This is a genomic window from Roseovarius sp. PS-C2 (assembly GCF_018862045.1).
Classification (GTDB): Bacteria; Pseudomonadota; Alphaproteobacteria; order Rhodobacterales; family Rhodobacteraceae; genus Roseovarius.
In genome coordinates this window covers 457,625-481,660 of sequence record NZ_JAHKSQ010000001.1, presented here as the reverse complement: position 1 = coordinate 481,660, position 24,036 = coordinate 457,625, and the positions used below count along the sequence as shown (strand labels likewise).

Here is a 24,036-nt window from a genome sequence, read left to right as displayed (position 1 = left end):
AGGTCGGGGATCGCGTGTTTGGGGCAGACATGCCCGATCCGTTATCGCCCTGCGTCGCAGCGCGGGCTCTGTGCAGTTGCGCGCGTGTCCGAAGCATATGGTTTGGCCTTTCGATTGCGTCATGTCCGCCCTTTGGCGATACCCGATCATTGACACGAATACGTTAACGGCGGCTTGCTCCGGCGTGCGCAGGGTCCGGCATGGGCTTTGACAGGCCGCTTTGCGCCCATCATGGACACAAACTCCGGCGCACCCCCCGAATTTCGTACAAAACCCGCGTACACTTCGTACAAAACGTACGAAACTCCGGGGCTTGCCTGTCTGAGGGGATCAGTCGTCGGCGGGGCGCATCGCCAGCCAGATCAGCGCACCCCCCGCCAGCGCCAGGAACGGGATCATCGCAAGGTTGACCGACATCCACCCGGTCTGCGCATCCCCGCCCGAACAGTTCATCAACCCGCCCGAAGACAGCGACGCCATCGTCACACCGCCAAAGACCAGCAGGTCGTTCAACCCCTGCATTCGCCCGCGCTCATGCGGCTCATGCGCCCCGGCCAGCATGGTCGTCGCGCCGATAAACCCGAAATTCCAGCCCACGCCCAACAGGATCAGGGCGATGAAAAAGTTTTCCAAAGCAACGCCTTGCAGCGCCACGGCCCCGGCTGCGGCCAGGATCACCAACCCCGTGCCCACCACCTTTTCCACGCCGAACCGCGCGATCATGTGGCCGGTGAAAAATGACGGCAGATACATCGCCAGCACATGCCCGGTCACGATATCCGCCGCGTTGCCCTCGTCGAACCCGCACCCCACCACCGCCAGCGGCGTCGAGGTCATCACCAGGTTCATCAGCGCATAGGACACCATCGCGCAGATTACCGCCACCAGAATGCGCGGCGTCGTGATCAACTCCCACCGCGTCCGCCCCTTGGGGGCATCCTCGGACGGCACCGGCGGCTTCGGGATGTCGAGAAACAGAAAAAGAAGCGATCCCAACAGGTTAACCGCCACGACCGCAAGATAGGTGCCCATGAACGGAATGATCATCGACTGGCTGGTCACCTTGACCAACTGCGGCCCGATGATCGCACTGGCCAACCCCCCGGCCATCACATAGGAAATCGCCTTGGGCCGAAAATCGTCGCTGGCCGTATCGGCGGCGGCAAAGCGGTAAAACCCCTGCGCCGACATGTAGATACCCGTAATCAGACTGCCCAGCAGGAAGACGGGAAAGGAGGCCAGATAAAGCCCGTAGGCCCCGATGGCCGCCCCCGTCGCACCAGCCCCCGCGCCCAGAACGAACCCCGCCCGGCGCCCCGCGCGCTGCATGAACCACGACAACGGATTAGCCGCCAGCATCGAGCCGAGCACGATCAGCGAAATCGGCAATGTGGCGAAACAGACATTGCTGGCCAGTGTCTGTCCCGCCAGCCCGCCGACCACGAACAGCATCGGCATCTGCGCCCCCAGAAACGCCTGCGCCGACGTCAGAACGACGACATTGCGGCGCGCGCGATTGTGCTCATATGGAAGGGTGGCGTCAGTCATGGACTACCTGCTAGCCCCATTCACGCCGGGGCGCAAGGACACGGACCTTTGCCAGTTCAGACCTGTATGGCGTCTATCACATGCGCGAATGACCCGCAGACCGCTCCATCGCTCAACCCCATGTCGGGCAAGGGCGCGCCTTCTGCGTCCGTGGCCTTGAAAAGGGTTTCTCCACAGGCGCTTAGCGTTGTCGCGTAATGGAACTCATGGGCCATGAAACATGTATCGAAGGGGCCGTTCAGCGGTGTCAGGTGCCGGTATCCCAGATGCAGCCTGCGCGTGGCGAACGAGGTTTCCAGCCGCAGCAGCCCCGCCATTTGGTGCCGAATACCCCCGGCGTCGGTCAGGCCGTCCCCAAGCACCATGTAGCCGCCGCACTCGCCGTAGATTTGCGTGGTTCGCGCCGCGTGACGCAGGCTGCCCAGAAACCGCGCGGACGCGGCGATGCGGCCAGCATGCAGTTCCGGGTAGCCGCCCGGAAGGTAAACGAAACCGGCCTCGGGCACCGGATCGTCGGCCAGCGGCGAGAAAAACCGCAACTCCGCGCCCTGTGCCCGCCAATCGTTCAGCAGATGCGGATAGGAAAAGGCAAAGGCCGCATCCCGCGCCACGGCGATCACTTGCCCGGGCGGCGCCATGCGCCGAGTCTGTCCCGGCTCGGGTAGCGGTGAGGCCAGGCCGAGCAATGTATCCCGCTCCAGCGTCTCGGCCAGCGCATCGGCGGCGCGGTCCAGAAAAGCGTCCAGATCGTCACGCTCCCCTGCCTGCACCAGCCCAAGATGGCGCGAAGGCAAGGCCAGCGCAGGGTCGCGCCGCAGGGCCGCCAGTACCGGCAGGTTCAACGGGGCCAGTGCCCGGCGCAGCATCGCCTCGTGCCGGTCAGACCCGATATTGTTCAGGATCACCCCGGCCACCCGCACCTGTGGGTCATGTCGGGCAAATCCGGCCACCAAAGGGGCCACCGATTGCGCCATGCGCGCGGCATCCACCACCAGCACCACGGGCAGCGCCAGATGCCGCGCCAGATCGGCAACAGCGCCACGGCCATCCGGAGGCGCGCCATCGAACAGGCCCATCGCGCCCTCGATGATCAGCATTCCCTCGCCCGCCGCAAGGCTACACAGGCGCTCGGGTGTCATCGCCCATGCATCGAGGTTGACACATGGCGCGGCGCAGGCGGCCTCGTGAAACCTGGGGTCGATATAGTCTGGGCCGGATTTCGCCCCGCGCACCGCTATGCCCTGCCGTGCCAGCAGCCGGAGCAGCGCCAGTGTCACGGTTGTTTTACCACTGCCCGAAGACGGCGCGGCCAGAATCACGCCATGGGTCATTCGCGGCCCAACTTCTTCTTGCCGGAAATATCCCGGGGGAGTCGCCGCTTGCGGCGACGGGGGCAGAGCCCCCTCGCGACCGTAAACCGCCTCATGCGCTTTCGGCCGGACGCCCCCGGCCAAGCGGGTCGAGATTGCGCGGCGATTTGCCAGCGGCCAACGCCTGCCAGTCCAGCACCTGCCGCATCAGCACCGAGCGCCCCACGCACAGGATTGCCGGCGGTTCCAGTCCGCTTGCGGCGATATCGGCGGGCATGGTGGCCAATGTGGTTTCCAGCACCTTCTGATCGCCGGTGGTGGCCGAACAGACCACGGCACAGGGTTCGCTGCCGGGTCTGCCCGCTTTCAGCAGTTCCCCTGCGATCCGTTCGACATGTTTCATGCCCATGTAGATCACCAGCACCTGACTGCCCTTGGCGATGGCCCGCCAGTCAAGGGAGGAGGGCGTTTCGCCCGACTGATCGTGCCCGGTGACGAAGGTGACCGACTGGTTTACGTCGCGATGGGTGACGGGAATACCCGCATAGGCCAGCCCGCCGATGCCTGCACTGATACCGGGGATGATGCGCACGGGAACGCCGTGCTGGATCAGTGTTTGCGCCTCTTCTCCACCGCGCCCGAACACAAACGGATCGCCCCCCTTGAGTCGCAACACGCGTTTGCCTTCATTCGCCAGGTCCACCAGCCGCAAGGAAATGTCGCGTTGTTTGGCCGAGGGTTTGCCGCCACGTTTCCCGGCGTAGATGTGTTCGGCCTGCGGTGCCCAGTCGAGGATCGCTTCCTGCACCAGCGCGTCGTAAACCACCACGTCGGCCCGACGCAGCGCATTTACCGCGTGCAGCGTCAGCAGGCCGGGATCGCCGGGGCCCGCGCCGCACAGCCAGACCCAGCCGGGTTCGAGAACCGGCCAGTCGCCGTGGGGGAGGGGCAGTGAATCGCTCATGCGTTACTTTATGCCCCGAACGGCCGAGGCGGGAAAGGTTGCAAACGACCCGGACACCGGCCAGTCGCGACATGCGTCGCGGTGGATGGATGCGAAAATGGTAATTGGCGCGGGCAGGGGGCGTCCCTATAGTCTGCGGCAGGATGAGCAGGACACCGGCGAAAGAACTGCGCCGTGGCTGGACCACGGGCGCCTGCGCGACCGCCGCCGTGCGGGCGGCGCTGATGATGCTTTGGGGCGAAGGGGTGCCTGCAAAAGTGCGGATCACTTTGCCGAAAGGGGAAACTCCTGAGTTCGAGATCGCCCATGTCAGACAAGGCGATGGATGGGCCGAGGCCGGGATTGTCAAGGATGGGGGCGACGATCCGGATGTGACCCATGGTGCGATGGTCATCGCGCGGGTAACTGCTTCGGCAGCGGGGGTGTTTTTTCGCGCAGGCGATGGGGTCGGCAGGGTGACGATGCCGGGGCTGCCCATCCCGCCCGGAGAACCGGCGATCAACCCGGTGCCCCGCCAGATGATGACCGCCACGGTAGAGGATATGGCAGAGCGATTGGGCGAAAGCCCGGATATCGAAATCACAGTGTCCATTCCCGGCGGGCAGGCCCTGGCGCAGAAAACATGGAACCCGAGATTGGGCATCAAGGGCGGGCTGTCGATTCTCGGAACAACCGGAATCGTGCGCCCGTTTTCCTGTGCGGCATGGATCGCTTCGATCCATCGCGGTATAGATGTGGCGCGGTCGAACGGCCTGGATCACGTGGCAGGATGTACCGGGGCGACCAGCGAAAAAGTCGTGCAGGAACTCTATGATCTGCCAGATGTGGCGATGCTGGATATGGGGGATTTTGCGGGCGGGTTGCTGAAATACCTGGCGAAACACCCGGTGCCGCGCATCACCATCGGGGGGGGCATCGGCAAGATGACTAAGCTGGCGCAAGGCGCGCGCGATTTGCATTCGGGGCGGTCTCAGGTGGATTTCGAGCGGTTGGCCGAAACCTTGGGCGAACCGGAAGTGCGCTACATGAACACTGCGCTGCAAGCCTATGAAATTGTTGGAGACAGGATGGCGGATTGGGTGGCCAGTGCGGCCCGTGAGAGGGTGCGGAACATGCTGCCCGACGAGGTGTTCGCCGATACGGTGGTGATTGATCGCGCAGGGACGATTATCGCGAAGGCCGGGGTATGACCCTGTTGTTGTTGGCGGGCACGACCGAGGCACAGCGGCTCACGCAGGCCTTGGCCAGACAGGGCATATCGGCGGTGGCGTCGTTGTTCGGCGCGACGCGCACCCCGAAACCCCTCGGCATACCGACGCGGGTGGGCGGTTTTGGTGGTGAGGCGGGGTTTCGTGCCTGTCTGGCAGACCTCGGAATCACTGCGGTTCTGGATGCCACGCATCCGTTTGCCGCCGACATTTCGCACCGCACCGCACGAGTGTGCGCAGAGTTGGGCCTGCCGTATTGTCAGGTCTTGCGGCCCGAATGGCGGCCGGAGCCAGGTGACGACTGGGTGTTTCTGGATCACGAAGATGAAGCCGGGCAGCATATCCCGCCGGGATCGACCGTCTTTCTGGCGACGGGTCGGCAAACGCTTGAACGGTTTGCAGGCCTCTCGGCCTGTCATCTGATATGCCGCGTGGTCGATCCGCCAGAAGGGCCGTTTCCCTTTCCCAAGGGGGATTTCCTTGTGGGACGCCCGCCGTTTCAGGTTGAAAGTGAACGAGAGACGTTTGCCCGCCTGAAGGTGGATTGGCTGGTGGTCAAGAATGCCGGGGGCGAGGCATCCCGCGCCAAGCTGACGGCCGCGCGGGAACTCGGTGTCCGGGTCGCCATGCTGAACCGGCCTGCGCAGCCGGCTGCGGAATGCGTCGAAACCGTGCAGGCGGCGTTGGATTGGGTGGCGGCACTATGACAGAACGGGTGATCGAAACGCGTGAGGATGTCGAGGAAGGCGCGGCCCATCTGCGCGCGATCTGCCCGCGCATGGCGCATGCCCATGATCTGACTTCGCCCTTGCCATTGCGCCGCCGCCCCGACGGGTTTGCACAGTTGTTGAGCGCGATTGTCAGTCAGCAGGTCAGCGTGGCAGCGGCCGATGCGATCTGGCGGCGGATGAAGGCCGCGCGCCTGACCGGACCGCGCAAGATCATCTGGGCCGGGGACGACGATCTGCGCGCCGCAGGTCTGAGCCGTCAGAAAATCCGCTATGCCCGTGCACTTGCCGAAGCGCGGATCGACTATCGCCGGTTGCGGGATGCTCCTACGCATGAGGTGATCGCGACCCTGACCGAAGTGCCCGGTGTCGGTGTCTGGACGGCGGAAATTTATGCGATGTTCAGCCTTGGCCGTGCGGATGTGTTCGCGCCCGGCGACCTGGCTTTGCAGGAAGGTGCGCGGCTGCTCTACGACTTGCCGGAGCGCCCGAAAGAACGTGCGTTGCGCGAGATGGCACAGGAGTGGGCCCCGTGGAGATCGGTTGCCGCGCGTCTGTTATGGGCCTACTACGCGCATGAGAAACAGAGGGAAGGGATCAGATGACACGGGTATTGCAAGCTGGCCGGAAAGAGCCGATTTCGGGAACCACCCGGTCAATCGTGGTGTTCCTGCATGGCTATGGCGCGAATGGCGCGGACCTGCTGGGGATTGCCGATGTTCTGGGCGAGCATCTGCCCGACACATTGTTCGTGGCCCCCGATGCGCCCGAAACGATCCCGATGATGCCTACGGGTTTGCAATGGTTTCCTATCCCTTGGATCGACGGTTCGTCCGAGGAAGAGTCCGAGCGCGGACTGTTGGCTGCGGCGGACGATCTGAACGCGTTTCTGGATGCGCTGATGGTGGACGAGGACGTGCTGCCCGAGCAGGTTGTTCTGTTCGGGTTCAGTCAGGGCACGATGATGGCCCTGCATGTCGCCCCCCGCCGCGAAGATCCGGTGGCGGGTGTCGTGGCCTTTTCCGGCCGTTTGCTGCGGCCCGAGTTGCTGGAAGATGAAGCGATCAGCAAACCGCCGGTGATCCTGATTCATGGCGATGCCGATGATGTGGTGCCGCCGCAATCGCTGCCACAGGCCGCCGAGGCATTGCAGGGCGCAGGCTGGCAGGATGTCTATGCGCATATCATGAAAGGCACGGCCCACGGGATTGCTCCGGACGGGCTGCAGGTGGCTCTGGCCTTCATGCGCGACAAGCTGGGGCTTTGATGAGAGCGCCCTGAAGGGCGTTTCGCTCGTGTTCAGAACCACAGGCGCGGTTCGGCGAATTCAATGGAATTCCCCGCCGGATCACGGAAATAGAGTGAATGCGCGCCGTTCGGCCAGTCGAATTCAGCCTCGACAGGATGGCCTGCGGCTGCGAGCCGGGTATGCCATGCCGCGATGTCGGACCGGCTGGCGGCAAAGCACACATGGCCAGGGCCCTGCGCACCATGCGCCGGAACCGGCAGGGCGGCATTGGACGAACCGCGTGCCGTGGCCGCAGGGTTGAAAATCAGCAAAACAGATTGCCCGACACGGAAGAATACATGCCGACCTTCGACGCGAGCGAGTTCCTCGAACCCCATTACATCGCTGTAAAACCGCTGCGCCGCATCCAGATCATCGGCGTAAAGCGCGGCTTCCAGTATGGCCTCTGGCGGCGGTGCCGCGGGCAGGGTGTCGTCGGTCATCGAACCTCCTGAGCTTTGCCCGAGTGTGCGGTGCGGGGCGGTGCCGGTCAAGGGGACCCGCAGCCTGTGGATAACTGTCATGTCGCCGTTACGAGGGCAGGTTATCACCGCGCTAAATGTGCCGCATATGTTGGGCTTGCCAGTCTGCGAACACGATATATAGTGGCTATATGGAAGGGGCGGGTGTCCCGCCCCGGAACCGACAGAAGGTGATCCGGGCGGGGAGCTTTGAACGAGATGGATGGTGATTTCAGGACGGAGTTCGTAAGGGAGCCCTCGGCGTTACGACAGCATCCGGCTTTGGTGTTGAACGCCGATTATCGGCCCTTGTCCTATTACCCGTTGTCGCTCTGGCCGTGGCAGGATGCGGTCAAGGCGGTCTATCTGGATCGGGTTGACATCGTTGCCGAGTACGAAAGCACGGTCCGAAGCCCAAGTACCGAAATACGCATACCAAGCGTTATCGTCCTGAAAGATTACGTCAAACCCCAGAAGCGCGTGGCATTCACGCGCTTCAATCTTTTTCTGAGGGACGAATTCCGCTGCCAGTACTGTGGCTCTAAGGGCGATTTGACTTTCGATCATGTGATACCCCGCGCACGGGGCGGGATCACGAGCTGGGAAAATGTGGTAGCGGCCTGCAGCAGGTGCAATCTGCGCAAAGGATCGAAAAGTCTGCGGCAGGCAGGGATGAGCCTTTACAAGCCGCCACGCGCACCCGAGGCCGAGCAGTTGCGCAATATGGGCCGTAAATTTCCGCCCAATTACCTGCACGACAGTTGGCTGGACTTCCTGTACTGGGACGCCGAACTCGAAGCCTGAAACTCAGCCGCGTTCGGCATCCTGCCAAAGCTTGTGCAAGTGATCCGGTAACTGCCGGGCGCTGACATGTGCCTCCCGTACCAGATGATCGAAATGCTGGGTCAGGGCCTGCACGCGTTCTGTATCCCGAAAGGCCATGTAATTCTGTCCGATATACACCACGGCCAGCAGCGGGCCGAAGATCGTGACAGGCGCTGAAAAAAGCCGACGGGCATCATAGAGATAGATGCGCAATCGTGGATACAACTGCTGAGTAACATCAATCATGCGCTCGACCTGTGCCTTGCGCACCTCGTAGGGCAAACCGGCGTAATAGCCTTCGCCACGGGCAAGGCTGTAGACCTCGAACAGCGGCATGGCGATTTCGTAATCCGACTGCGTGCCGCGCATCCAGTCCATCCGGTCCTCGGACGCTCCGATGGCCTGTTGCGTACTGCGGCCCAGATGGGGGGTGTATTCCCATTCCAGCATTTCGCGGGTCTTGAGCATATCCGACAGGCCTGCCGGAACATGGCGAATCTTGTAGCCGGCGGCCTCCTTGTGCCACTGGAAGATCTGTTCATCCACCAGGGCGCGGGGGGCTTCGGTCAGTGACATGGTGGTGCGCAGGATGTCGGCGGCGGTTTCCGGGCGATCGGTAAGGCCGAGAAGCCAGTCGGCGGATACGCCGAGTGCGCGGGCGCACTCGCCTACGACCTGCGCATTGGGCAGGCGTGCGCCTTCTCCTTTGAGCAGTTGCGAAATGGTCGAACGATCTACGCCCACGGCGCGGGCGAGCGCGCTTTGATTGGTGTCACGCTCGCGGATGGCTTCACTCAGGCGGGTGCGGAACAGATCGGCGCGCAGGCGTTTGTCGGTATTTTTCACCATGTGGTGATAAATATCACCAACGCAGAAAAATGTTAACCAGATTGGCAATCCCCGGCTGCCGCAATTCGTCATACCACAGGATCAGCATCAAACAACGGAGGGCCTTATGGAAACGCGCAAGCGCACGCTTGTGAAAGCAATCGTCTGGAATATCATCGGCTTGACCGTGATGGCGTTGGTGGGTCTGACTCTGACCGGCTCGGTCGCGGTGGGTGGCGCGATGGCGGTCGTCAATACGATGATCGGCCTCACGATGTATGTTCTGTACGAGCGTGTCTGGGCGCGTATCAGTTGGGGCCGCCATCATGTCTGAGGTGTTGAAGGCCCGCGCGTTCGCCGAATGGCCGACACTGGCCCTGCTGGTGGTGTGTTATGGGGGATGGATCGCCGGAACGACCTGGTTTGCCGCGCTGTGGCTGCCGTTGGGGATCGTCGTTACCGCCATTTGCATCGCGCTGCATTCATCGTTGTGCCATGAGGCGCTGCATGGTCATCCGTTTCGCAACGACCGTCTGAACGAAAGTCTGGTGTTTCCGGCGCTTGCGCTGATCGTACCGTATCGGCGGTTCCGTGACACGCATCTGGCACATCACCATGATGAACATCTGACAGACCCCTATGACGATCCCGAGTCGAACTACATGGACCCTGCTGTCTGGCAGACCTTGCCGGGATGGGCCAGAATGGTTCTGGCCTTCAACAACACGCTGGTGGGGCGTTTGTTGGTCGGTCCCGTGGTCGGGCAGGTTGCCTTCATGCGAGACGACTGGCGCGCAATCCGCGCCGGGGTGCCGGGGGTCTTGGCCGCATGGCTGTGGCATCTTCCGGCTGTTGGGCTGGTTGTCTGGTGGATCACCAGTTTCTCAGTCATGCCGGTCTGGGCCTATTTGCTGGCGACTTACGCGGGACTTTCGATCCTGAAAATCCGCACCTTTCTGGAACATCGTGCCCACGAAAAGGCGCGTGGCCGCACGGTGATCATCGAGGATCGCGGCCCCCTGGCGCTGATATTTCTGAACAACAATCTGCATGTCGTGCATCACATGCACCCCAAGGTTCCGTGGTATCGTCTGCCTGCGCTTTATGCGGCGCATCGCAGTCATTACCTTGGCCGCAATGACGGGTATCTCTACCGGTCCTATGGCGAGATTTTTCGCAAGCATTTCCTGCGCGCGAAAGACCCGGTGCCGCATCCGCTCTGGCGCAAGGAGTGATTTCCGGGCATAGCCCAATCCATGGACGCCTGGATCATTCTTTCCATTGCCGCTGCGGCCTTTCAGACGCTGCGATTCATGTTGCAAAAGCAACTCAGCCTTGGTGCGCTTTCCGCAGGGGGCGCGACATTTGCACGATTTGCCTATTCTGCTCCCTTCGTCGTGGCAGGAATGACCGGGTATATGATCTGGCAGGGGGGCGGTGTGCCGGGCCTGTCGGGACTGTTCTGGATATATGCACTGACAGGGGCCGTCGCGCAGGTGGTGGCGACGTGGTGTGTCATTGCTTTGTTTTCTGCCCGGAATTTCGCTGTGGGAATTACGTTCAAGAAAACCGAAGTGGTTCTGACAGCATTGGTCGGTCTCGTGATCCTGGGGGATCGTATCAGCCTATTGGCTCTTGCCGCGATTGTCCTCGGGTTGATCGGTGTTCTTATCCTGTCGGATAACGCTGGCCTGCCGGGGTTGAGTCTGCAGCGGATGATCAATCGTGCAGCGGTGCTCGGGCTGGCTTCGGGGGGGCTCTTTGCGGTTTCCGCCGTAGGCTATCGCGGTGCGACGCTGGAAATTGCCAGCAGCGATTTGTTGGTGCGGGCAGGGCTCGCGCTGGCCGTCGTGACCAGCAGCCAGGCTGTGGGGTTGGCGTTGTGGCTGCATTGGCGAGAGACCGGGCAGTTGGCAGCTGTATGGCGCGCCCGGCGGGTAGCGGTGTGGGTGGGGCTTACGAGCATGGGCGGAAGCCTGTGCTGGTTCACGGCCTTTACGTTACAGGCTGCCGCGCTGGTGTTTGCCGTGGGGCAAATCGAGGTGATCTTTTCGTTGATGGCGTCCGTATTGGTGTTTCGCGAGCGCGTGACCATGCGCGAAATCGTGGGAATCGCCTTGTTGAGCGTCAGTATTCTTGCACTGGTGTGGCTGGGGTGAACCACGCCGAATGGCAGCGCCTCACTCAGTCGAGTGGGCTTTTGCCTTGCAGGCGCAAGAACAGGCTTTCTTCGTCGTTGTTGCGGAAGAATGGCACAGAGGCGGGTGGCGACGTATCCTGCGCCCGCGCCGAGATTTCCGCGAGAACGACCTCGGTGATAAACGGAAGGTCGAATTCCCGCGCGCGGGCCAACGGTATCCATTGCAGGTGAGAAAGCTCGTCACAGGCGCCTGAGAAATCATCGAGGTCGCTTGCGATTTCATCCGCGTCGATCAGGAAAAACCGCGCGTCAAACCGACGGGGCCGCCCCGGCGGGGTGATCGCACGGAAGACGAATTGCAACGCGTGGGCCGACGGCATGAAGCCCTGCGCGGCAAAACCGGCCCAGTCCCGTGGCGCTATGGCCGGCCATTTGCCGGGAGCGCCCAGAATCAGGCCCGTTTCCTCCCATAGTTCGCGAATTGCGGCGGCGGCCAGGGCATGGCCGATATCCGCCGTGCAATCTTCGGTCAGGCGCTTGGTGCACAGTGCGGGCAGGGGACGCGCCAAGGGGATGGTTGCATCGTCGGGATCGACCGCGCCGCCGGGAAAGACGAACTTGTTGGGCATGAACGCGGCTTTGGACCCGCGCTGCCCCATAAGCACATGGGGGTCGTCCATGCGGTTGCGAAGAGCGATCACCGTGGAGGCATTTCGGATGGCGGATTTGTCGACAGCGTTCATGATAACCCATTTCAGATTGCGAAAAGGGTCAAGCCGTGTTTCCGAACCCATGCATATGCCGGGCCCATTGGAACGCCACGATCATCCCTTTCAGTCGTGGCAGAAGGTATAGCGAGAGTGTGACACATCCAACCGCGAAAATGGTGAACAGCACCAGGGGCTCGGGGCGCCACATCACGAAGGACACATGTAGCAGCGGCGCCATCAGGTGACCGACCAGCAGGATCGTCAGATAGGCAGGGCCGTCATCGGCGCGATGATGACTCAAATCTTCGCGGCAGACTGCACAGGTATCTCTTACTTTAAGATAACTTTGCAGCAGCGGGCCGCTGCCGCAATTGGGGCATTTGCGGCGGAAACCCTTGCGCAATGCGGGCCACAGATCGCGTTCGCTTCGATTAATAGTCTGATCAGTCATAACGTCCCTCGGATAACGAATCCTGAAAAGATGGGGCATTTGCCCGAAGATATGAAGACAGGAGGTTGGTCTTGCGTCCCGATGTCGCAAAGTGTCGCCGACATTCACGCATCCGTGAAGTCAATGCGCCACTTTTTTCGACGGAATTGGGGAAGGCCAGCGTTTGACAGGGTGAAATGGCCTGCGGGCACGTTTCGGAACCAGACAAACGTGAAGGAGATTTTTCATGAAACGCGCGTACCTGATGACTGGCGCTGCAGTGGCCTTTGTAGCCGCAACCTCGGGTTTTGTCATGGCCCAGCAAAGCGGCATGGGCAAAGGTCCGGCTGGTCCTGCCTTCGATTTCGAAGAACTGGATACGGATGGCGATGGCAAGATCACCGCTGAAGAGATGTCAACGCGCGCGGAGACGCGTTTTGGCGAAGCGGACACCGATGGCGACGGCAAGCTGTCGGCAGAGGAAATGACTGAGCGCATGCGCGCCCAGATGGCTGAACGCATGGCGCGCCGTGCAACTCAGATGATCGAGCGTATGGATGGCGATAGCGATGGCATGCTGAGCCTTGATGAAATGCGCGGGGGCCGTATGGGTCGGATGATGGAACGTGCCGACACGGATGGTGATGGTGCGATTTCAGAAGAAGAATTCGAAGCCATGGGCGACAAGCGCAAGGCGCATCGCAAAGCACGCAGCGGCGAGGGCCGGCAGGGCCGCATGCATGATCGGGGCCAGTGCGATGGCATGAAAGGAGCGGGCCGCCATGGTGGCATGCACAAAGGCGGCCACCACGGCCACGGGCAGGAAATCCATTATCACTATCACTATTATGGCGATAGTCAGGGAATGAAACCCGGTCAGGGTCAACAGAAAGGCCAGGGCAACCAGTGATCTTTTGCGCCGGGGGCGGGGTGGCGTATGATCCGCCGCTCCGTCCCGGTTTTTTCCCATTGTCGGCGGCGGTGGACCGGCTCAGACTGTGGTGCAGGACAAGGGACATGCCGCTGGACATGATGAGCGATATACCGGATGAGGCCTTGTTGGAGCGTTTCGCTCTTGGCGATGCGGCGGCGGCACGCGCACTGACGATGCGATTGACGCCGCAGGTCATGGCCCACGCCTTTCGTTTGTTGGGCAATCATGCCGAGGCCGAAGATGTCAGCCAGGAGGCGATGTTGAGGCTTTGGAAAATCGCGCCCGAGTGGCGCAGGGGCGAAGCGCGTATCACGACTTGGCTGTATCGCGTGGTTGCCAATTTGTGCATTGACCGCTTGCGCCGGACACAGGGGGAATCTCTGGAGTCGGTGCCCGAGCCTCAGGATGAACGCAAGGGCCCTGCGGAAACGCTGCAGGGGGCTGAACGCGCGCAGGCTTTGCAGGTGGCGCTTGGTCATTTGCCCGCGCGGCAAAGACAGGCAGTTGTTCTGCGCGACCTCGAAGGGCTGGCCAATCCCGAGGTCGCGGAAATCATGGAAACCAGCGTCGAGGCCGTGGAAAGCCTGCTGGCCCGAGGCCGCAGAGGTTTGATGGCGGATCTGGCCGGGCGACGTGAAGAACTGGGATTTGGCGATGCGTGAGACAGATAAACATAATGCTGGCCGGGTGCTGGAGACCTATTTTGAAGCCGCCCGCAAGGAATGTCGTGCTCCTTCATCCGAGTTGATGGCCCGGATTTTGGCGGACGCGGCAGATGTACAGGCCGGATTTCCTGTAGGCCGAGCATCGGGCGTGCGAGTGGGCGGGTTTGTCCGGCAATTGGTGCAGGGATTGGGCGGCTGGCCTGCCGTGGCTGGCCTGGCTGCAGCGACAGTCACGGGACTTTGGATCGGAATGAGCCAGTCATCGGCATTGATCGCCTACGCTACCTATGACGAGCCGGACGAAGCATTGTACCTTGTGGATCTGTCTGCCGACGCCCTGTTCGAGCTTGACGAAGGAGCATTGTGATGGGTGTGAACGACAACGAAACCAAGGTCGGCGGCGGTCGGTGGATGCGTTTGATTCTCGTGGCGTCTCTGGCTTTGAATCTGCTTGTGGTCGGGGCGGTCGGCGGTGTTTTGATCATGAGCGGAGGTAAACATCCGCACCATGCGCCGGGCTTTGACAGGGCGGGCGGGCCAATGACACGGGCGCTGAGTCACGATGATCGTCGTGAGATCGGTCGGCAAATGCGTGCCGCCTATCGTGACGGCAGGCCGGGCCGGACTGCGCAGCGTGAGGCGTTCGACGGATTGATAACGGCGCTGCGGGCCAATCCGTTCGAGCGTGCAGTCGTTCAGTCCCGCATGTCGGAAATGCGCACTCTGATGCGGGATCGTCTGGAACTGGGAGAGACCCTGCTTCTGGACCGTCTGGAAGCCATGTCTCCGCAGGAGCGTGCGGAGTATGCGGATCGCTTGACTGAGGGTAAGCGCCGCCGCTGACACCCTTTTCAAGGTGTATACGGTGCCGTCAGGCCGCAGTTCGCGGCCCGAAAGTCACCGTGTCGCGCCCGATCGATTTCGAGCGGTAGAGCGCACGGTCCGCTTCGTCCAGAAGCGTATGCGCATCGGGTTTGGCGCCATCTGGCAACGGATGTCCCAGCATGACCCCAATGCTGACGGTCACCGTTACCGGAGGCGCTCCGGCCACGGTATGGACAGGGCATTTGCGCACCGTGTCGCACAGATGGCTGGCCAGTTCCCGCGCCGCTGCCGGGGAACTGTTTGGGACAACGATCAGAAATTCTTCACCGCCGATGCGGGCGATCATGTCGTCTGGTCGCAGGCAGGATTTCAGAATGCGCGCGACATGATTGAGCACTGCGTCACCCGCCGCATGCCCGTAGCGATCGTTGACCCGTTTGAAATAGTCCAGATCGGCGACCATCACGGCGTAGCTGCGATTTTCGCAATGGGCCGCGTCGATCAACCTGTCGAGATAGGGCAGTGCATATCGGCGATTATAGAGGCCGGTCAAAGGATCGACCATCGCGGCCTGAAGGCTATGCCGCAGGTGTTTGCGCATCGATTCCGCACAGCGCATTTCGTTTATTTGCCGGTCGATCCGGAACGCCAGTTCTCGCATATCCTGCATGTCTTGTATGGCGTCATCGGCTCCCAGGTCCAGTGCGCTGGCCATTTGCTCAGAGGCATCCGGTGCAAGTATAACCATGACCGGGCGGTGATGGCTGTGGGGCGCGGCACGCAGTTTGGTGATCAGACCGCGCATTTCATTGGCATTGGAGGCACTGATACAAAGCAGGTAAACATCCGGTCCCTCTTCCGGTCCGGGCGAGGTCAATGCGCCTTCGGGGTCGAGAGACATCACTCGATGTCGGCTCATTGTCCGCAACTCGGTCTGAAGCCGTTCGGCAGCGGCATTCCCGCCAGATATCAGGCCGATCCGGCCTGGTATCTCGAAGCGCCCCGAAGCTTCGGAAAACCCGAATTCGCTTGCGCTTTCCAGGTGCATGCGCATGTCGCGTGCTGCCTGATGCTGACGCAACAAGCTGCGCAGTCGAGCCAGCAATACCTGTTCGTCAACCGGTTTGACCAGAATGTCCGCCGCGCCCGCCTTGAGTGCGTCCAGCCGTGTTTGTGAATTGTCCTCTGTAAGGAACATGAGGGCTGGAGGGGCCTCCCGCCCCAGTCGTCCTTTGAGGGCCGTCAGAAAATCAGATCCGCATTGGTCGGGAAGCCGGGCGGCCAGCAGGATCAGGTCGGGGCGTTCGCGTTGAGCAAGCGACAGGGCGTCGGCACCGTTAGCGGCCTGGATCACTTCGTAATATGCTGTGGCCAGCTTGACCTTGAGAACGATCCTGTTCGTCGCCAAACCGTCCACCACAAGGATTTTCCCTGACATGGGATGCCGCCTTTCAGACTTGCTCTTTTTGTTTGCTCGACTATCCCTGTCAGAGGTTAAGAAAACCTTTCCGGGAATTAACGCTTTTGGCACTTACGCAGGAATCCGCTCAAACCGTCGCATTGCAATGCCTGGCCTGGCTGGCCGGAAATGACGAATTGCTTCCCGTCTTTATGGGGGCCACCGGCGTATCCGAAGCGGATATTCGTGAAGGCGCGCAAAACCCTGATTTTCTTGGGTCGGTCTTGGATTTTGTCCTGATGGACGATGCTTGGGTCGTTTCCTTTTGCGAGGCGCAGGGCATCGCGGCAGATATACCGATGCGTGCACGGATGGCATTGCCGGGTGGCGAGCAGGTGAACTGGACATGACCTTGAACATTCAGATTTCTTCAATGAGGGTTGACGGTGTTCTGTTCGACAAGGACGGCACGCTGTTCGATTTCGGCGCAACATGGAATACTTGGGCGGCGGGAGCGATCCGGGAACTGGCGCAAGATCAACCGGACCTGATGGAGCGTATCGCGCAAGCGCTGGAGTTCGACCTGGCCGAAACACGGTTCCACCCGACAAGCCCGATCATCGCCGAAACCAATCGCGAGGCCGCGGAACGTCTGGTGCGGGTTTTGCCCGATCAATCCGTGGAAGAGATCGAGCATTTTCTGATGCACAGCTCCACCGACGCCCCCTTGGCTCCTGCGGTGCCGTTAACGCCGTTCCTGCAAGGTTTGTCGGCGCGGGGGCTCAAACTGGGGGTCATGACGAACGATACCGAGTTCGGCGCCCGCAGCCACCTGCGGACGGCAGGCATCGAGGGACATTTCGATTTTATTGCCGGGTTCGATTCCGGGCATGGGGCCAAGCCCGATCCTGACCCGTTGCTGGCGTTCGCCCGCGAGATGCAGCTTGCGCCCGCGCGGGTGGTCATGGTGGGCGACAGCGCTCATGATCTGGTTGCGGGGCGCGCGGCGGGTATGCAGACGGTGGGCGTTCTGACCGGCATGGCCGGGCACGATGAACTTTCTGCGCTTGCAGATGTCGTTCTGCCCGATATCGGGCATCTTCCCACCTGGCTTGCCGCGTGACACGTCACCCGTACTATGGTTTGGGCCTGGCAGCGGTCGGAACCCTGGTTCTGACCCCGGATTCCCTGTTCATGCGTTTGTCGCAAATGGACGGCTTTCAGATGACCGCCTGGCGCGGTCTGCTGATGGGGGCGGTGATGATTGCGCTATGGGCGTGCTTCGGGCGTGATCGGGGCGGCGACATGCGCCACCTGTTCAGTAAACCCGGTGCGGTCATCATAGCCTGTCAGTTTTTCAATTCGCTGTTGTTTTGCCTCGCTATTGCGGTGGCACCGGTGGCGGTGGTGTTGTTCGGGCTGGCGACAGTGCCGGTTTGCGCCGCAGTGCTGGCGTGGTTGATTTCGGGTGAACCAACGCGCGCGGCGACATGGCTGACAATTGCTGCGGTGATCACGGGAATCCTGATTGCCGTCACGGGGGGTGAAGGAGACGAGATGCGCCTGAACCTGCACGCTCTGATCGGGGCAGGGCTTGGCCTCGGGGTGGCGCTTGCGCTTGCTCTGAATTTTGTCGTTATCCGGGCGCATCCGCAATTGCCGATCTTGCTGGTGGTCGGCGTCGGCGCTTTTCTGGCGGGGGTGTTCGGATTGATCGTGACGGGGCCCGCCCGGATGTTGGACGGGCAGGTTTGGGCGATGGCCATGACCGGTATGTTGGTGTTGCCCTTGTCGTTCTTTCTTTTGTCTCTGGCGTCGCGTTACACGCACGCGTCCAATGTCAGCTTGCTGATGCTGTTGGAAACCGTTCTTGGGCCGCTTTGGGTCTGGTTTGGTGTCGGGGAAAAGCCAACACCGGCCATGCTGGTTGGCGGTGGGATCGTGGTGAGCAGTCTGGCGCTTTATGTTTTTCTGACCGGGCGGTCGCGCCGGAGGTGCCTGGCCTGACGCTCGGCTATTTCATCTTTCACAAAAACGACAGGATCAGTCGCAAAGCGGCAAACCTGCAGGGGCGCTCAGTGTTTCCATAGATGGAACCACAAGCGGAGAGCCCCATGGCAGAAGCACCAAAACGCAGGAAGCGCAGCGGCGGACGGGCTGGAAATGCACAACGGCGCGGCGGAGCGGTGATCGAACAGATGCCGTGGAACCCGCCGATCAATATCGACCGGCCGATTGAACCTCTGAGCCACGAGGGCGTGGAGGCCATTCATAACGGCGCGATGCAAATCCTTGAAGAAATCGGCATCCAGTTCCTTCATGAAGAGGCTGTTGAGATCCTGCGCGGTTCGGGCGGATGTACGATCAATGGCGAAAATGTGCGTATGGGGCGCGATTTCGTGATGGAGATGATCGGCAAGGCCCCGTCCGAATGGACGATCACACCGCGCAACCCTGACCATACCCTGACGATGGGGGCGCGACACATCAATTTCGGCAACGTGTCCTCGCCTCCCAGTTATTGGGACATGAAGCTGGGACGCAAGGTGACGGGTACGCGGGAAATGTGCCGTGATCTGCTCAAGCTCAGCCAGTTTTTCAATTGTATCCACTTCGTCGGCGGCTATCCGGTCGAGCCGCAGGATATTCACGCCAGCGTGCGGCATCTGGATGTTCTGTATGACAAGCTGACACTCACCGACAAGGTCGCCCATGCCTATTGTCTGGGCAAGGAGCGGGTCGAGGACGTGATGGAGATGGTGCGCATTGCGGGCGGGTTGAACGATGACGAGTTCGAGGCCCGCCCTCACATGTACACCAACATCAACTCGACCTCGCCGCTCAAACACGATTACCCGATGCTGGATGGCTGGATGCGGATCGCGCGGCGCAATCAGGGATTGGTCGTGACACCCTTCACCCTGGCCGGGGCGATGGCGCCAGTGACCATGGCCGGGGCGGTGGCGCAATCCCTCGCCGAAAGCCTGTGCGCCGTGGTGCTGGCGCAGGTGATCCGGCCCGGTGCGTGCTGTGCAATCGGAACCTTCACCAGCAATGTGGACATGAAATCGGGTGCGCCGGCGTTCGGGACGCCGGAATATATGCGAGCCACGCAAATGACCGGGCAACTGGCGCGGTTCTACGGGTTGCCGATGCGTGCTAGCGGGGTCTGTGCGGCCAATGTGCCGGATGGGCAGGCGATGTGGGAAACCTCGAACAGCCTTTGGTCGGCAGTGCAGGCGGGCGCCAATATGGTCTATCATTCGGCCGGATGGCTGGAAGGCGGGCTGATCGCCAGCCCGGAGAAATTCGTGATGGATTGTGAAATAATCCAGCATATTCAGAGGTATATGGACCCTGCGATCATGGCGACGGGCCCGGACGACATCGCGGTCGAGGCGGTGCGTGAGGTGGGGGATCAGGGGCATTTCTTTGGCATCCAGCATACGCAGGATCGTTATACCACCGCGTTCTATCAACCCTTCCTGAGCGACTGGCGCAACTACGAGGCGTGGGAGGCGGCGGGCGGCGTCTGGACGGCGCAAAGGGCCCATCAGATCTATCAGGAGATCATCGCCGAATTCGAGGCGCCGCCGATGGACGAGGCGATCCGGGAAGAGCTGGAATCCTTCGTCGAGCGCCGCAAGGCCGAGGGGGGAGCGCCAACCGATTTTTGAGCCGAAACCGGCATCTGTATAACGTCGGTATCGCGTCGGTATTGTGTCGGTGTCCTCCCGCCCGCTCTCGCGACATGGGTGGGGCAGTTGATAGACGGGGGCTTTTGGACAGGGCAGGAGCACCCGGCGGGCGTATTGGACCCTGACCAATCAGAGATCACTCCGCTGGGGCATCGAGCCAGCGGCGGCAGAAACGGTCGACCGCGACGTAGGTCAGCAGGGTAAAGACGGCCAGGGCGATGGTTGTGGCGAACATCAGGTCCACCTTGACGCGCCCTAGGGCCAGCAGGATCAGGTAGCCGAGCCCTTGTGATGCGCCGACCCATTCGCTGATGATCACGCCGATGGGGGCATAGACGGCGGCCAGCCGCAGGCCCGAGGCGAGACCGGGCAGGGCGGCTGGAATGCGGATGTGCCACATGACCCGCCGCCGACTTGCGCCCATGACCTGTGCCAGATCCAGCCACGGCACGGGCGTGCGCATCAGAGCGTCGAAAAAGGCCGATGTGACGGGGAAGTAGATGATCAGCAAGGCCATGATCACCTTGGGCCAGATGCCGTATCCCAGCCAGAGCGTCAGGATCGGGGCGAGCACGAAAACAGGGATCGCCTGACTGAACACCATCATCGGGCGCAAAAGGGTTTGTGCCAGCGATGAAGAGGCCAAACCGATGGCCGACAGCGCCCCAAGCGCCGCACCAAGCACGAGGCCAAGAAGCACCTCGCCCATGGTGTAAAGCGAGTGATGGGCGATCTGCCCTCGTGCGGTCCAGAGGGTTTCGGCCACGTCCCACGGGGCGGGCAGGATGTAGGAGGGGGGTGCAGTCAGCGTGACGACCGCCTGCCAGAGGGCCAGACCGAAAACCGTCGACGCAAGGATTGAAAGCCAGTTCTTCATGGGGATGGGAAACCGGACTGCGCTGCATCGAAGAAGCGGCGCTCAAGGGTTACGGCATGGTGGAAGGTGGTTTCGACGGCATGTTTTGCGTCGTCGTCCAGTGTGTGCCAGGCGCTATCAAGCTGACCGCGCAGATAGGCGACGACGCCTTCGAACCCCTCGCCGGAATGCAGGGTGATCCATTCCCCGAACCAGAAGGGCAGATCGGCGGCCTTGTCGGCATGGGGTGTGGCCCAGTCGAGATAACTCCACTCCGCCACCACCAGCACCGCGAGCATTTGCTCATAGCGGCCCGAACGGGCCGCCTGTGCCATCAGTGCCTGAAACTCGGCGGTGATGGGGGCTGCGGGTGCGAGAGGCTCGCAGGTGCCGCCAAGCGCGTCGATCGCGCGCAGGAAATAAGTGTTCTCCGGTCCTGAAATCAGGCCGAGAAACTGCGCCGCCGGGATCGCATCGGGCAGGCTGGGGGCGTGGGCGATGGCCGAGGCCAGGAGGCGCACGAAACCGTCGATGAACAGGTGATCCTGTTGCAGATAGGCCAGCATCCTGTCGGCGGGCAATGTCCCATCGGCCAGAGCGTCGGTGAACGGGTGCCGGGTGGCGGCCTGCCAGTCGTCGATGGCGAGGGCACGCAGGTGATCGGTGGGGCGCATGGGCGGGTGTCCTTTGATCAGGCGGCGCTGTTGCGCAGGCGGGTCAGCAAATCGGCCTGTGCGGTGAGAGTCGCGGGGTCGTCTATCGGGCGCGGTGCTGCGCCGGGGGGCGGGGCGAAGGGCGAAAGACCACCGGGTTCCATGATCAGGATCGTGTCGCCCAGCCGGGCGGCCTCGGCCGGGTCATGTGTGACCATGAGAACGGTGCGGCCCGCCAGCAGATCACAGGCGAGATCCTGCATTTGCGAGCGGGTGCGCGCATCGAGGGCGGAAAAGGGTTCGTCGAGCAGCACGATGGCCCTATCCTCCATCAGGGTTCGGGCGAGCGCCACGCGCTGTCGTTGCCCGCCAGACAACTGGCCAGGCGTTTTATGTACGTGATCGCTCAGCCCCACGCGCGCCAATACATCGGTCGCGCGATGCCGGTCGGGGCGCTCCCCGCGCAGGCGCGCGCCCAGCAGGGTATTTCCCATCACGTCGAGCCACGGCATCAGCAGATCGCTTTGCGCCATCAGCGCCAGCCGGCCCTGTAGGGGTTTGCCGTCCGAGGCGGCGATCTGCCCGTCAAGCGTGGTCACCCGATCCAGCCCCGCGACAAGGCGCAAGAGGGTCGTCTTGCCCACACCGGAGGGGCCCAGGAGGCAGGTCCATTCCCCGCCCGCGACGGTCAGGTCCAGCGGGCCGAACACATGGGTGTCGCCGATCCGGGCGGTGCCACGGATATGCAGGCCCGGAGATGTCATGTCTCAAGCCCCATGTCCCAGAACCCGACCTCAAGCCGAGTGGCCGTTGTGAACCTCTGGCACAGGTGGGGCCAGCGGGGGCTGTTTTGTGGCCTATCGCCCAGGCGGCGGGTGATGGCGGTGTCGATCAGGCCGCCCACGTCGCGGCAGACCTGTTGGTACTCCTCGCCGGCATAGGTGCCGATCCACTCGGCATAGGTGGTCGAGGTCTTTTCAGTGGCCAGCCGCGTGCCGATTTCTCCATACCCCATGACGCAGGGTGCAAGGGCGGCCAGCAAATCCAGAAAATCGCCCGAGTGCCCGGCATCCAGAACATAGCGCGTATAGGCGATGTTCTGCGGTTTTTCCTGCGCCGTGAACAGATCGGATTCCGAAAGCCCGGCTTTGGCGCAGGTCCGGATATGCAAGGCGAGTTCGTCATTGATCAACGCGTTCACCGTGGTGGCGGCAAGGCGCATTTCATCCACGGTATCGGCCTTGGTCACCGCCAGGGCCCAAGCGCGCGAGAAGTGGATGAGGAACAGGTAATCCTGCACCAGGTAATCCAGAAAAGCCGTGGGCGGCAGAGTGCCGTCGCGCAGCCCCTCGACAAAGGCATGACGCGTATAGGCGGACCACTGATCGCCCGCCGCCGTGCGCCAAGCCGTGAACGTATCGCCATAGCCCGTCATTGTTCGTTCGGGTCCAGGGCGAGGGCGCTCACCGGCGGGGCGGTGTCGATCAAGCCGGCCTTTTGCAGGAAGGCGCCGAAATCGCGGTACCGCCCGTGATCCAGAGCCGCAGGGCGCAGGGCGAAGCGGGTCAGCGTATCGGCCCATGCCATGGCGTTCAGATCGTCCTGAAGGTCGGCCGAAGTGCCCGAGAAAACCTCCCAGCTGTCCTCGGGGTGGTTTACGATATACTGCGTGGCCCGTCCGGTTGCGCGCTGGAAACGTGCGATGGCGTCCATGTCGGCCAGGTCGGGATTGGCGACATAAATCAACTCGTCATAGGCGGGCACGCCCATTTCTTCCAGATACATGCAACGGCCTTCGATACCTTCCAGTTCCATCTGGTTCAGTTCGAAATTGCGGTAGGCCCCCAGAACGGCATCGACCTGTCCCGACATCAGCGAGGGCGATAGCGACCAATTGACGTTGATCAGGTCGATATCGTCCATGGTCAGGCCCGCGTTGGCCAGAAGGGCGCCCAGAAGGGCCTCTTCCACGCCGGCGACGGAATAACCCACCTTGCCACCCTCAAGATCGGCGACCGACTTTATGGGGCCGTCCTCAAGCACCAGCAAGCAGTTCAGAGGGCTGGCCACGAGCGTGCCCACACGTTTGAGAGGCAGGCCCTCGGCGACCTGGAGGTGTAATTGCGGCTGATAGGAAATCGCCAGATCGGCCTTGCCCGCGGCGGCCATCTTGGGGGGCGCGGACGGATCGGCGGGGGCGATCACCTCGACCTCGAGGTTCTCATCCTCGAAATAGCCCTGTTCCTGTGCAACGATGATCGGGCCGTGATTGGGGTTGACGAACCAGTCCAGAACCAGCGTCAGCTTGTCCTGAGCCATGGCTGGTGCAGCCGTCAGAAGACTGGCCGCGAGTGCGAGAAGGCGTATCAAAGGGGCTCTCCTTTCGTGCGCGTTGCGGCCAGCCTAAGGAAGAGCGGGACAGGTGCGAGCGCCCTGTCGAATCTCCGTTCCCTCCGCCGGTGCTGACCGGATCAGGTTCGATGGGTTGACCAGAGGTCTCTCAGCCGCATGCGGCACCCCAACGGATGGCCGGACTGTAACAACGGTGCTGTCCGACGGCAAGCGG

Annotated in this window: 29 protein-coding genes and 1 riboswitch; of the genes, 16 read left to right on the top strand and 13 right to left on the bottom strand. The window is 62.0% G+C overall.

What is annotated here, in order from left to right:
- Window positions 1–330 precede the first annotated feature (330 nt).
- The 3 genes from KPG71_RS02360 to cobA form a co-directional block, all read right to left on the bottom strand.
- Entirely contained in the window at window positions 331–1,548 is a 1,218-nt protein-coding gene (locus KPG71_RS02360; RefSeq protein WP_216336486.1) for an MFS transporter, read from the bottom strand.
- A gap of 56 nt (window positions 1,549–1,604) precedes the next feature.
- Entirely contained in the window at window positions 1,605–2,879 is a 1,275-nt protein-coding gene (locus KPG71_RS02355) for a cobyrinate a,c-diamide synthase (RefSeq protein ID WP_216336485.1), read from the bottom strand.
- A gap of 91 nt (window positions 2,880–2,970) precedes the next feature.
- Window positions 2,971–3,822: a uroporphyrinogen-III C-methyltransferase gene (gene cobA / locus KPG71_RS02350; RefSeq protein ID WP_216336484.1), complete on the bottom strand. Its 852-nt coding sequence runs from the start codon at window positions 3,820–3,822 to the stop codon at window positions 2,971–2,973.
- 143 nt (window positions 3,823–3,965) lie between these two features.
- Here cobA and KPG71_RS02345 point away from each other — a divergent pair, with 143 nt between their 5' ends.
- Genes KPG71_RS02345 through KPG71_RS02330 form a run of 4 tightly spaced genes read left to right on the top strand, consistent with a single transcriptional unit; the run spans window position 3,966 to window position 7,025 of the window.
- A complete protein-coding gene (locus KPG71_RS02345; RefSeq protein WP_216336482.1) occupies window positions 3,966–5,012 on the top strand; it encodes a cobalt-precorrin-5B (C(1))-methyltransferase in 1,047 nt (348 codons plus the stop codon).
- Window positions 5,009–5,737, top strand: a complete 729-nt coding sequence (locus tag KPG71_RS02340; protein WP_216336480.1) for a cobalt-precorrin-6A reductase — start codon at window positions 5,009–5,011, stop codon at window positions 5,735–5,737. Before KPG71_RS02345 ends, KPG71_RS02340 begins: the two co-directional genes overlap by 4 nt.
- The gene (locus KPG71_RS02335) at window positions 5,734–6,363 is read left to right on the top strand and encodes a DNA-3-methyladenine glycosylase (RefSeq protein WP_216336478.1); all 630 of its coding nucleotides are present in this window, start codon (window positions 5,734–5,736) and stop codon (window positions 6,361–6,363) included. Before KPG71_RS02340 ends, KPG71_RS02335 begins: the two co-directional genes overlap by 4 nt.
- A complete protein-coding gene (locus KPG71_RS02330; protein ID WP_216336476.1) occupies window positions 6,360–7,025 on the top strand; it encodes an alpha/beta hydrolase in 666 nt (221 codons plus the stop codon). The genes KPG71_RS02335 and KPG71_RS02330 overlap by 4 nt, the downstream gene beginning before the upstream one ends.
- Before the next feature lie 32 nt (window positions 7,026–7,057).
- On the opposite strand, the gene KPG71_RS02325 is transcribed toward KPG71_RS02330, so the two are convergent.
- A complete protein-coding gene (locus tag KPG71_RS02325; RefSeq protein WP_216336474.1) occupies window positions 7,058–7,489 on the bottom strand; it encodes a VOC family protein in 432 nt (143 codons plus the stop codon).
- A gap of 237 nt (window positions 7,490–7,726) precedes the next feature.
- Between KPG71_RS02325 and KPG71_RS02320 the strand changes: the two genes are divergently transcribed.
- Complete coding sequence (locus KPG71_RS02320) at window positions 7,727–8,311, top strand: HNH endonuclease (RefSeq protein WP_073033210.1); 585 nt, start codon at window positions 7,727–7,729, stop codon at window positions 8,309–8,311.
- A gap of 3 nt (window positions 8,312–8,314) precedes the next feature.
- Here KPG71_RS02320 and KPG71_RS02315 read toward each other — a convergent pair whose 3' ends face one another.
- Window positions 8,315–9,181 carry a helix-turn-helix domain-containing protein gene (locus KPG71_RS02315; protein WP_216336472.1) on the bottom strand — a complete coding sequence of 289 codons (867 nt, stop codon included), beginning with the start codon at window positions 9,179–9,181 and terminating at the stop codon, window positions 8,315–8,317.
- A gap of 106 nt (window positions 9,182–9,287) precedes the next feature.
- On the opposite strand from KPG71_RS02315, the gene KPG71_RS02310 reads away from it, so the two are divergent.
- The 3 genes from KPG71_RS02310 to KPG71_RS02300 are packed head-to-tail and all read left to right on the top strand — an operon-like array spanning window position 9,288 to window position 11,319.
- Window positions 9,288–9,494 (top strand): DUF2061 domain-containing protein, encoded by a 207-nt coding sequence (locus KPG71_RS02310; RefSeq protein ID WP_216336469.1) that lies wholly within the window; start codon window positions 9,288–9,290, stop codon window positions 9,492–9,494.
- The gene (locus KPG71_RS02305) at window positions 9,487–10,395 is read left to right on the top strand and encodes a fatty acid desaturase (RefSeq protein WP_216336467.1); all 909 of its coding nucleotides are present in this window, start codon (window positions 9,487–9,489) and stop codon (window positions 10,393–10,395) included. Before KPG71_RS02310 ends, KPG71_RS02305 begins: the two co-directional genes overlap by 8 nt.
- Before the next feature lie 21 nt (window positions 10,396–10,416).
- Window positions 10,417–11,319 (top strand): DMT family transporter, encoded by a 903-nt coding sequence (locus KPG71_RS02300; RefSeq protein ID WP_216336465.1) that lies wholly within the window; start codon window positions 10,417–10,419, stop codon window positions 11,317–11,319.
- Window positions 11,320–11,344: 25 nt separating this feature from the next.
- Here KPG71_RS02300 and KPG71_RS02295 read toward each other — a convergent pair whose 3' ends face one another.
- Together KPG71_RS02295 and KPG71_RS02290 are read right to left on the bottom strand one after the other, a co-directional pair.
- Window positions 11,345–12,043 (bottom strand): NUDIX hydrolase, encoded by a 699-nt coding sequence (locus tag KPG71_RS02295; protein ID WP_216336463.1) that lies wholly within the window; start codon window positions 12,041–12,043, stop codon window positions 11,345–11,347.
- Between the two features lie 28 nt (window positions 12,044–12,071).
- Entirely contained in the window at window positions 12,072–12,461 is a 390-nt protein-coding gene (locus KPG71_RS02290; protein ID WP_216336716.1) for a DUF983 domain-containing protein, read from the bottom strand.
- Window positions 12,462–12,687: 226 nt separating this feature from the next.
- Between KPG71_RS02290 and KPG71_RS02285 the strand changes: the two genes are divergently transcribed.
- The 4 genes from KPG71_RS02285 to KPG71_RS02270 all read left to right on the top strand — a co-directional run bounded on the left by KPG71_RS02285 (window position 12,688) and on the right by KPG71_RS02270 (window position 14,882).
- On the top strand, window positions 12,688–13,350 hold the full coding sequence (locus KPG71_RS02285) for an EF-hand domain-containing protein (RefSeq protein ID WP_216336461.1): 663 nt from the start codon (window positions 12,688–12,690) through the stop codon (window positions 13,348–13,350).
- A 107-nt stretch (window positions 13,351–13,457) separates the two neighbouring features.
- Window positions 13,458–14,036 carry an RNA polymerase sigma factor gene (locus tag KPG71_RS02280; RefSeq protein WP_216336459.1) on the top strand — a complete coding sequence of 193 codons (579 nt, stop codon included), beginning with the start codon at window positions 13,458–13,460 and terminating at the stop codon, window positions 14,034–14,036.
- The gene (locus KPG71_RS02275; RefSeq protein ID WP_216336457.1) at window positions 14,029–14,406 is read left to right on the top strand and encodes a hypothetical protein; all 378 of its coding nucleotides are present in this window, start codon (window positions 14,029–14,031) and stop codon (window positions 14,404–14,406) included. Before KPG71_RS02280 ends, KPG71_RS02275 begins: the two co-directional genes overlap by 8 nt.
- Complete coding sequence (locus KPG71_RS02270) at window positions 14,406–14,882, top strand: periplasmic heavy metal sensor (protein ID WP_216336455.1); 477 nt, start codon at window positions 14,406–14,408, stop codon at window positions 14,880–14,882. The genes KPG71_RS02275 and KPG71_RS02270 overlap by 1 nt, the downstream gene beginning before the upstream one ends.
- Before the next feature lie 28 nt (window positions 14,883–14,910).
- Here the strand turns inward: KPG71_RS02270 and KPG71_RS02265 are convergent, their stop codons facing one another.
- Window positions 14,911–16,302 carry a diguanylate cyclase gene (locus KPG71_RS02265; protein ID WP_216336454.1) on the bottom strand — a complete coding sequence of 464 codons (1,392 nt, stop codon included), beginning with the start codon at window positions 16,300–16,302 and terminating at the stop codon, window positions 14,911–14,913.
- 86 nt (window positions 16,303–16,388) lie between these two features.
- On the opposite strand from KPG71_RS02265, the gene KPG71_RS02260 reads away from it, so the two are divergent.
- From KPG71_RS02260 to KPG71_RS02245, 4 genes are all read left to right on the top strand, one after another.
- A complete protein-coding gene (locus KPG71_RS02260; RefSeq protein ID WP_216336715.1) occupies window positions 16,389–16,673 on the top strand; it encodes a DUF3572 domain-containing protein in 285 nt (94 codons plus the stop codon).
- Window positions 16,670–17,386 carry an HAD family hydrolase gene (locus KPG71_RS02255; protein ID WP_253196014.1) on the top strand — a complete coding sequence of 239 codons (717 nt, stop codon included), beginning with the start codon at window positions 16,670–16,672 and terminating at the stop codon, window positions 17,384–17,386. The genes KPG71_RS02260 and KPG71_RS02255 overlap by 4 nt, the downstream gene beginning before the upstream one ends.
- On the top strand, window positions 17,383–18,270 hold the full coding sequence (locus KPG71_RS02250; protein WP_216336451.1) for a DMT family transporter: 888 nt from the start codon (window positions 17,383–17,385) through the stop codon (window positions 18,268–18,270). The genes KPG71_RS02255 and KPG71_RS02250 overlap by 4 nt, the downstream gene beginning before the upstream one ends.
- Window positions 18,271–18,377: 107 nt before the next feature.
- Window positions 18,378–19,940, top strand: coding sequence for a trimethylamine methyltransferase family protein (locus tag KPG71_RS02245; RefSeq protein ID WP_216336449.1), 1,563 nt, complete (start codon window positions 18,378–18,380; stop codon window positions 19,938–19,940).
- A gap of 157 nt (window positions 19,941–20,097) precedes the next feature.
- On the opposite strand, the gene KPG71_RS02240 is transcribed toward KPG71_RS02245, so the two are convergent.
- Genes KPG71_RS02240 through KPG71_RS02220 form a run of 5 tightly spaced genes read right to left on the bottom strand, consistent with a single transcriptional unit; the run spans window position 20,098 to window position 23,837 of the window.
- Window positions 20,098–20,838 (bottom strand): ABC transporter permease, encoded by a 741-nt coding sequence (locus tag KPG71_RS02240; protein WP_216336447.1) that lies wholly within the window; start codon window positions 20,836–20,838, stop codon window positions 20,098–20,100.
- Window positions 20,835–21,491 (bottom strand): TenA family protein, encoded by a 657-nt coding sequence (locus KPG71_RS02235; RefSeq protein WP_216336445.1) that lies wholly within the window; start codon window positions 21,489–21,491, stop codon window positions 20,835–20,837. Before KPG71_RS02235 ends, KPG71_RS02240 begins: the two co-directional genes overlap by 4 nt.
- Before the next feature lie 17 nt (window positions 21,492–21,508).
- Window positions 21,509–22,234 carry an ABC transporter ATP-binding protein gene (locus KPG71_RS02230; protein WP_216336443.1) on the bottom strand — a complete coding sequence of 242 codons (726 nt, stop codon included), beginning with the start codon at window positions 22,232–22,234 and terminating at the stop codon, window positions 21,509–21,511.
- A complete protein-coding gene (gene tenA, locus KPG71_RS02225; RefSeq protein WP_216336441.1) occupies window positions 22,231–22,905 on the bottom strand; it encodes a thiaminase II in 675 nt (224 codons plus the stop codon). The genes KPG71_RS02230 and tenA overlap by 4 nt, the downstream gene beginning before the upstream one ends.
- Window positions 22,902–23,837 (bottom strand): ABC transporter substrate-binding protein, encoded by a 936-nt coding sequence (locus tag KPG71_RS02220; RefSeq protein ID WP_216336713.1) that lies wholly within the window; start codon window positions 23,835–23,837, stop codon window positions 22,902–22,904. Before KPG71_RS02220 ends, tenA begins: the two co-directional genes overlap by 4 nt.
- Window positions 23,838–23,901: 64 nt before the next feature.
- A riboswitch (TPP riboswitch) is annotated at window positions 23,902–24,001 on the bottom strand.
- Between the last annotated feature and the right edge of the window lie 35 nt (window positions 24,002–24,036).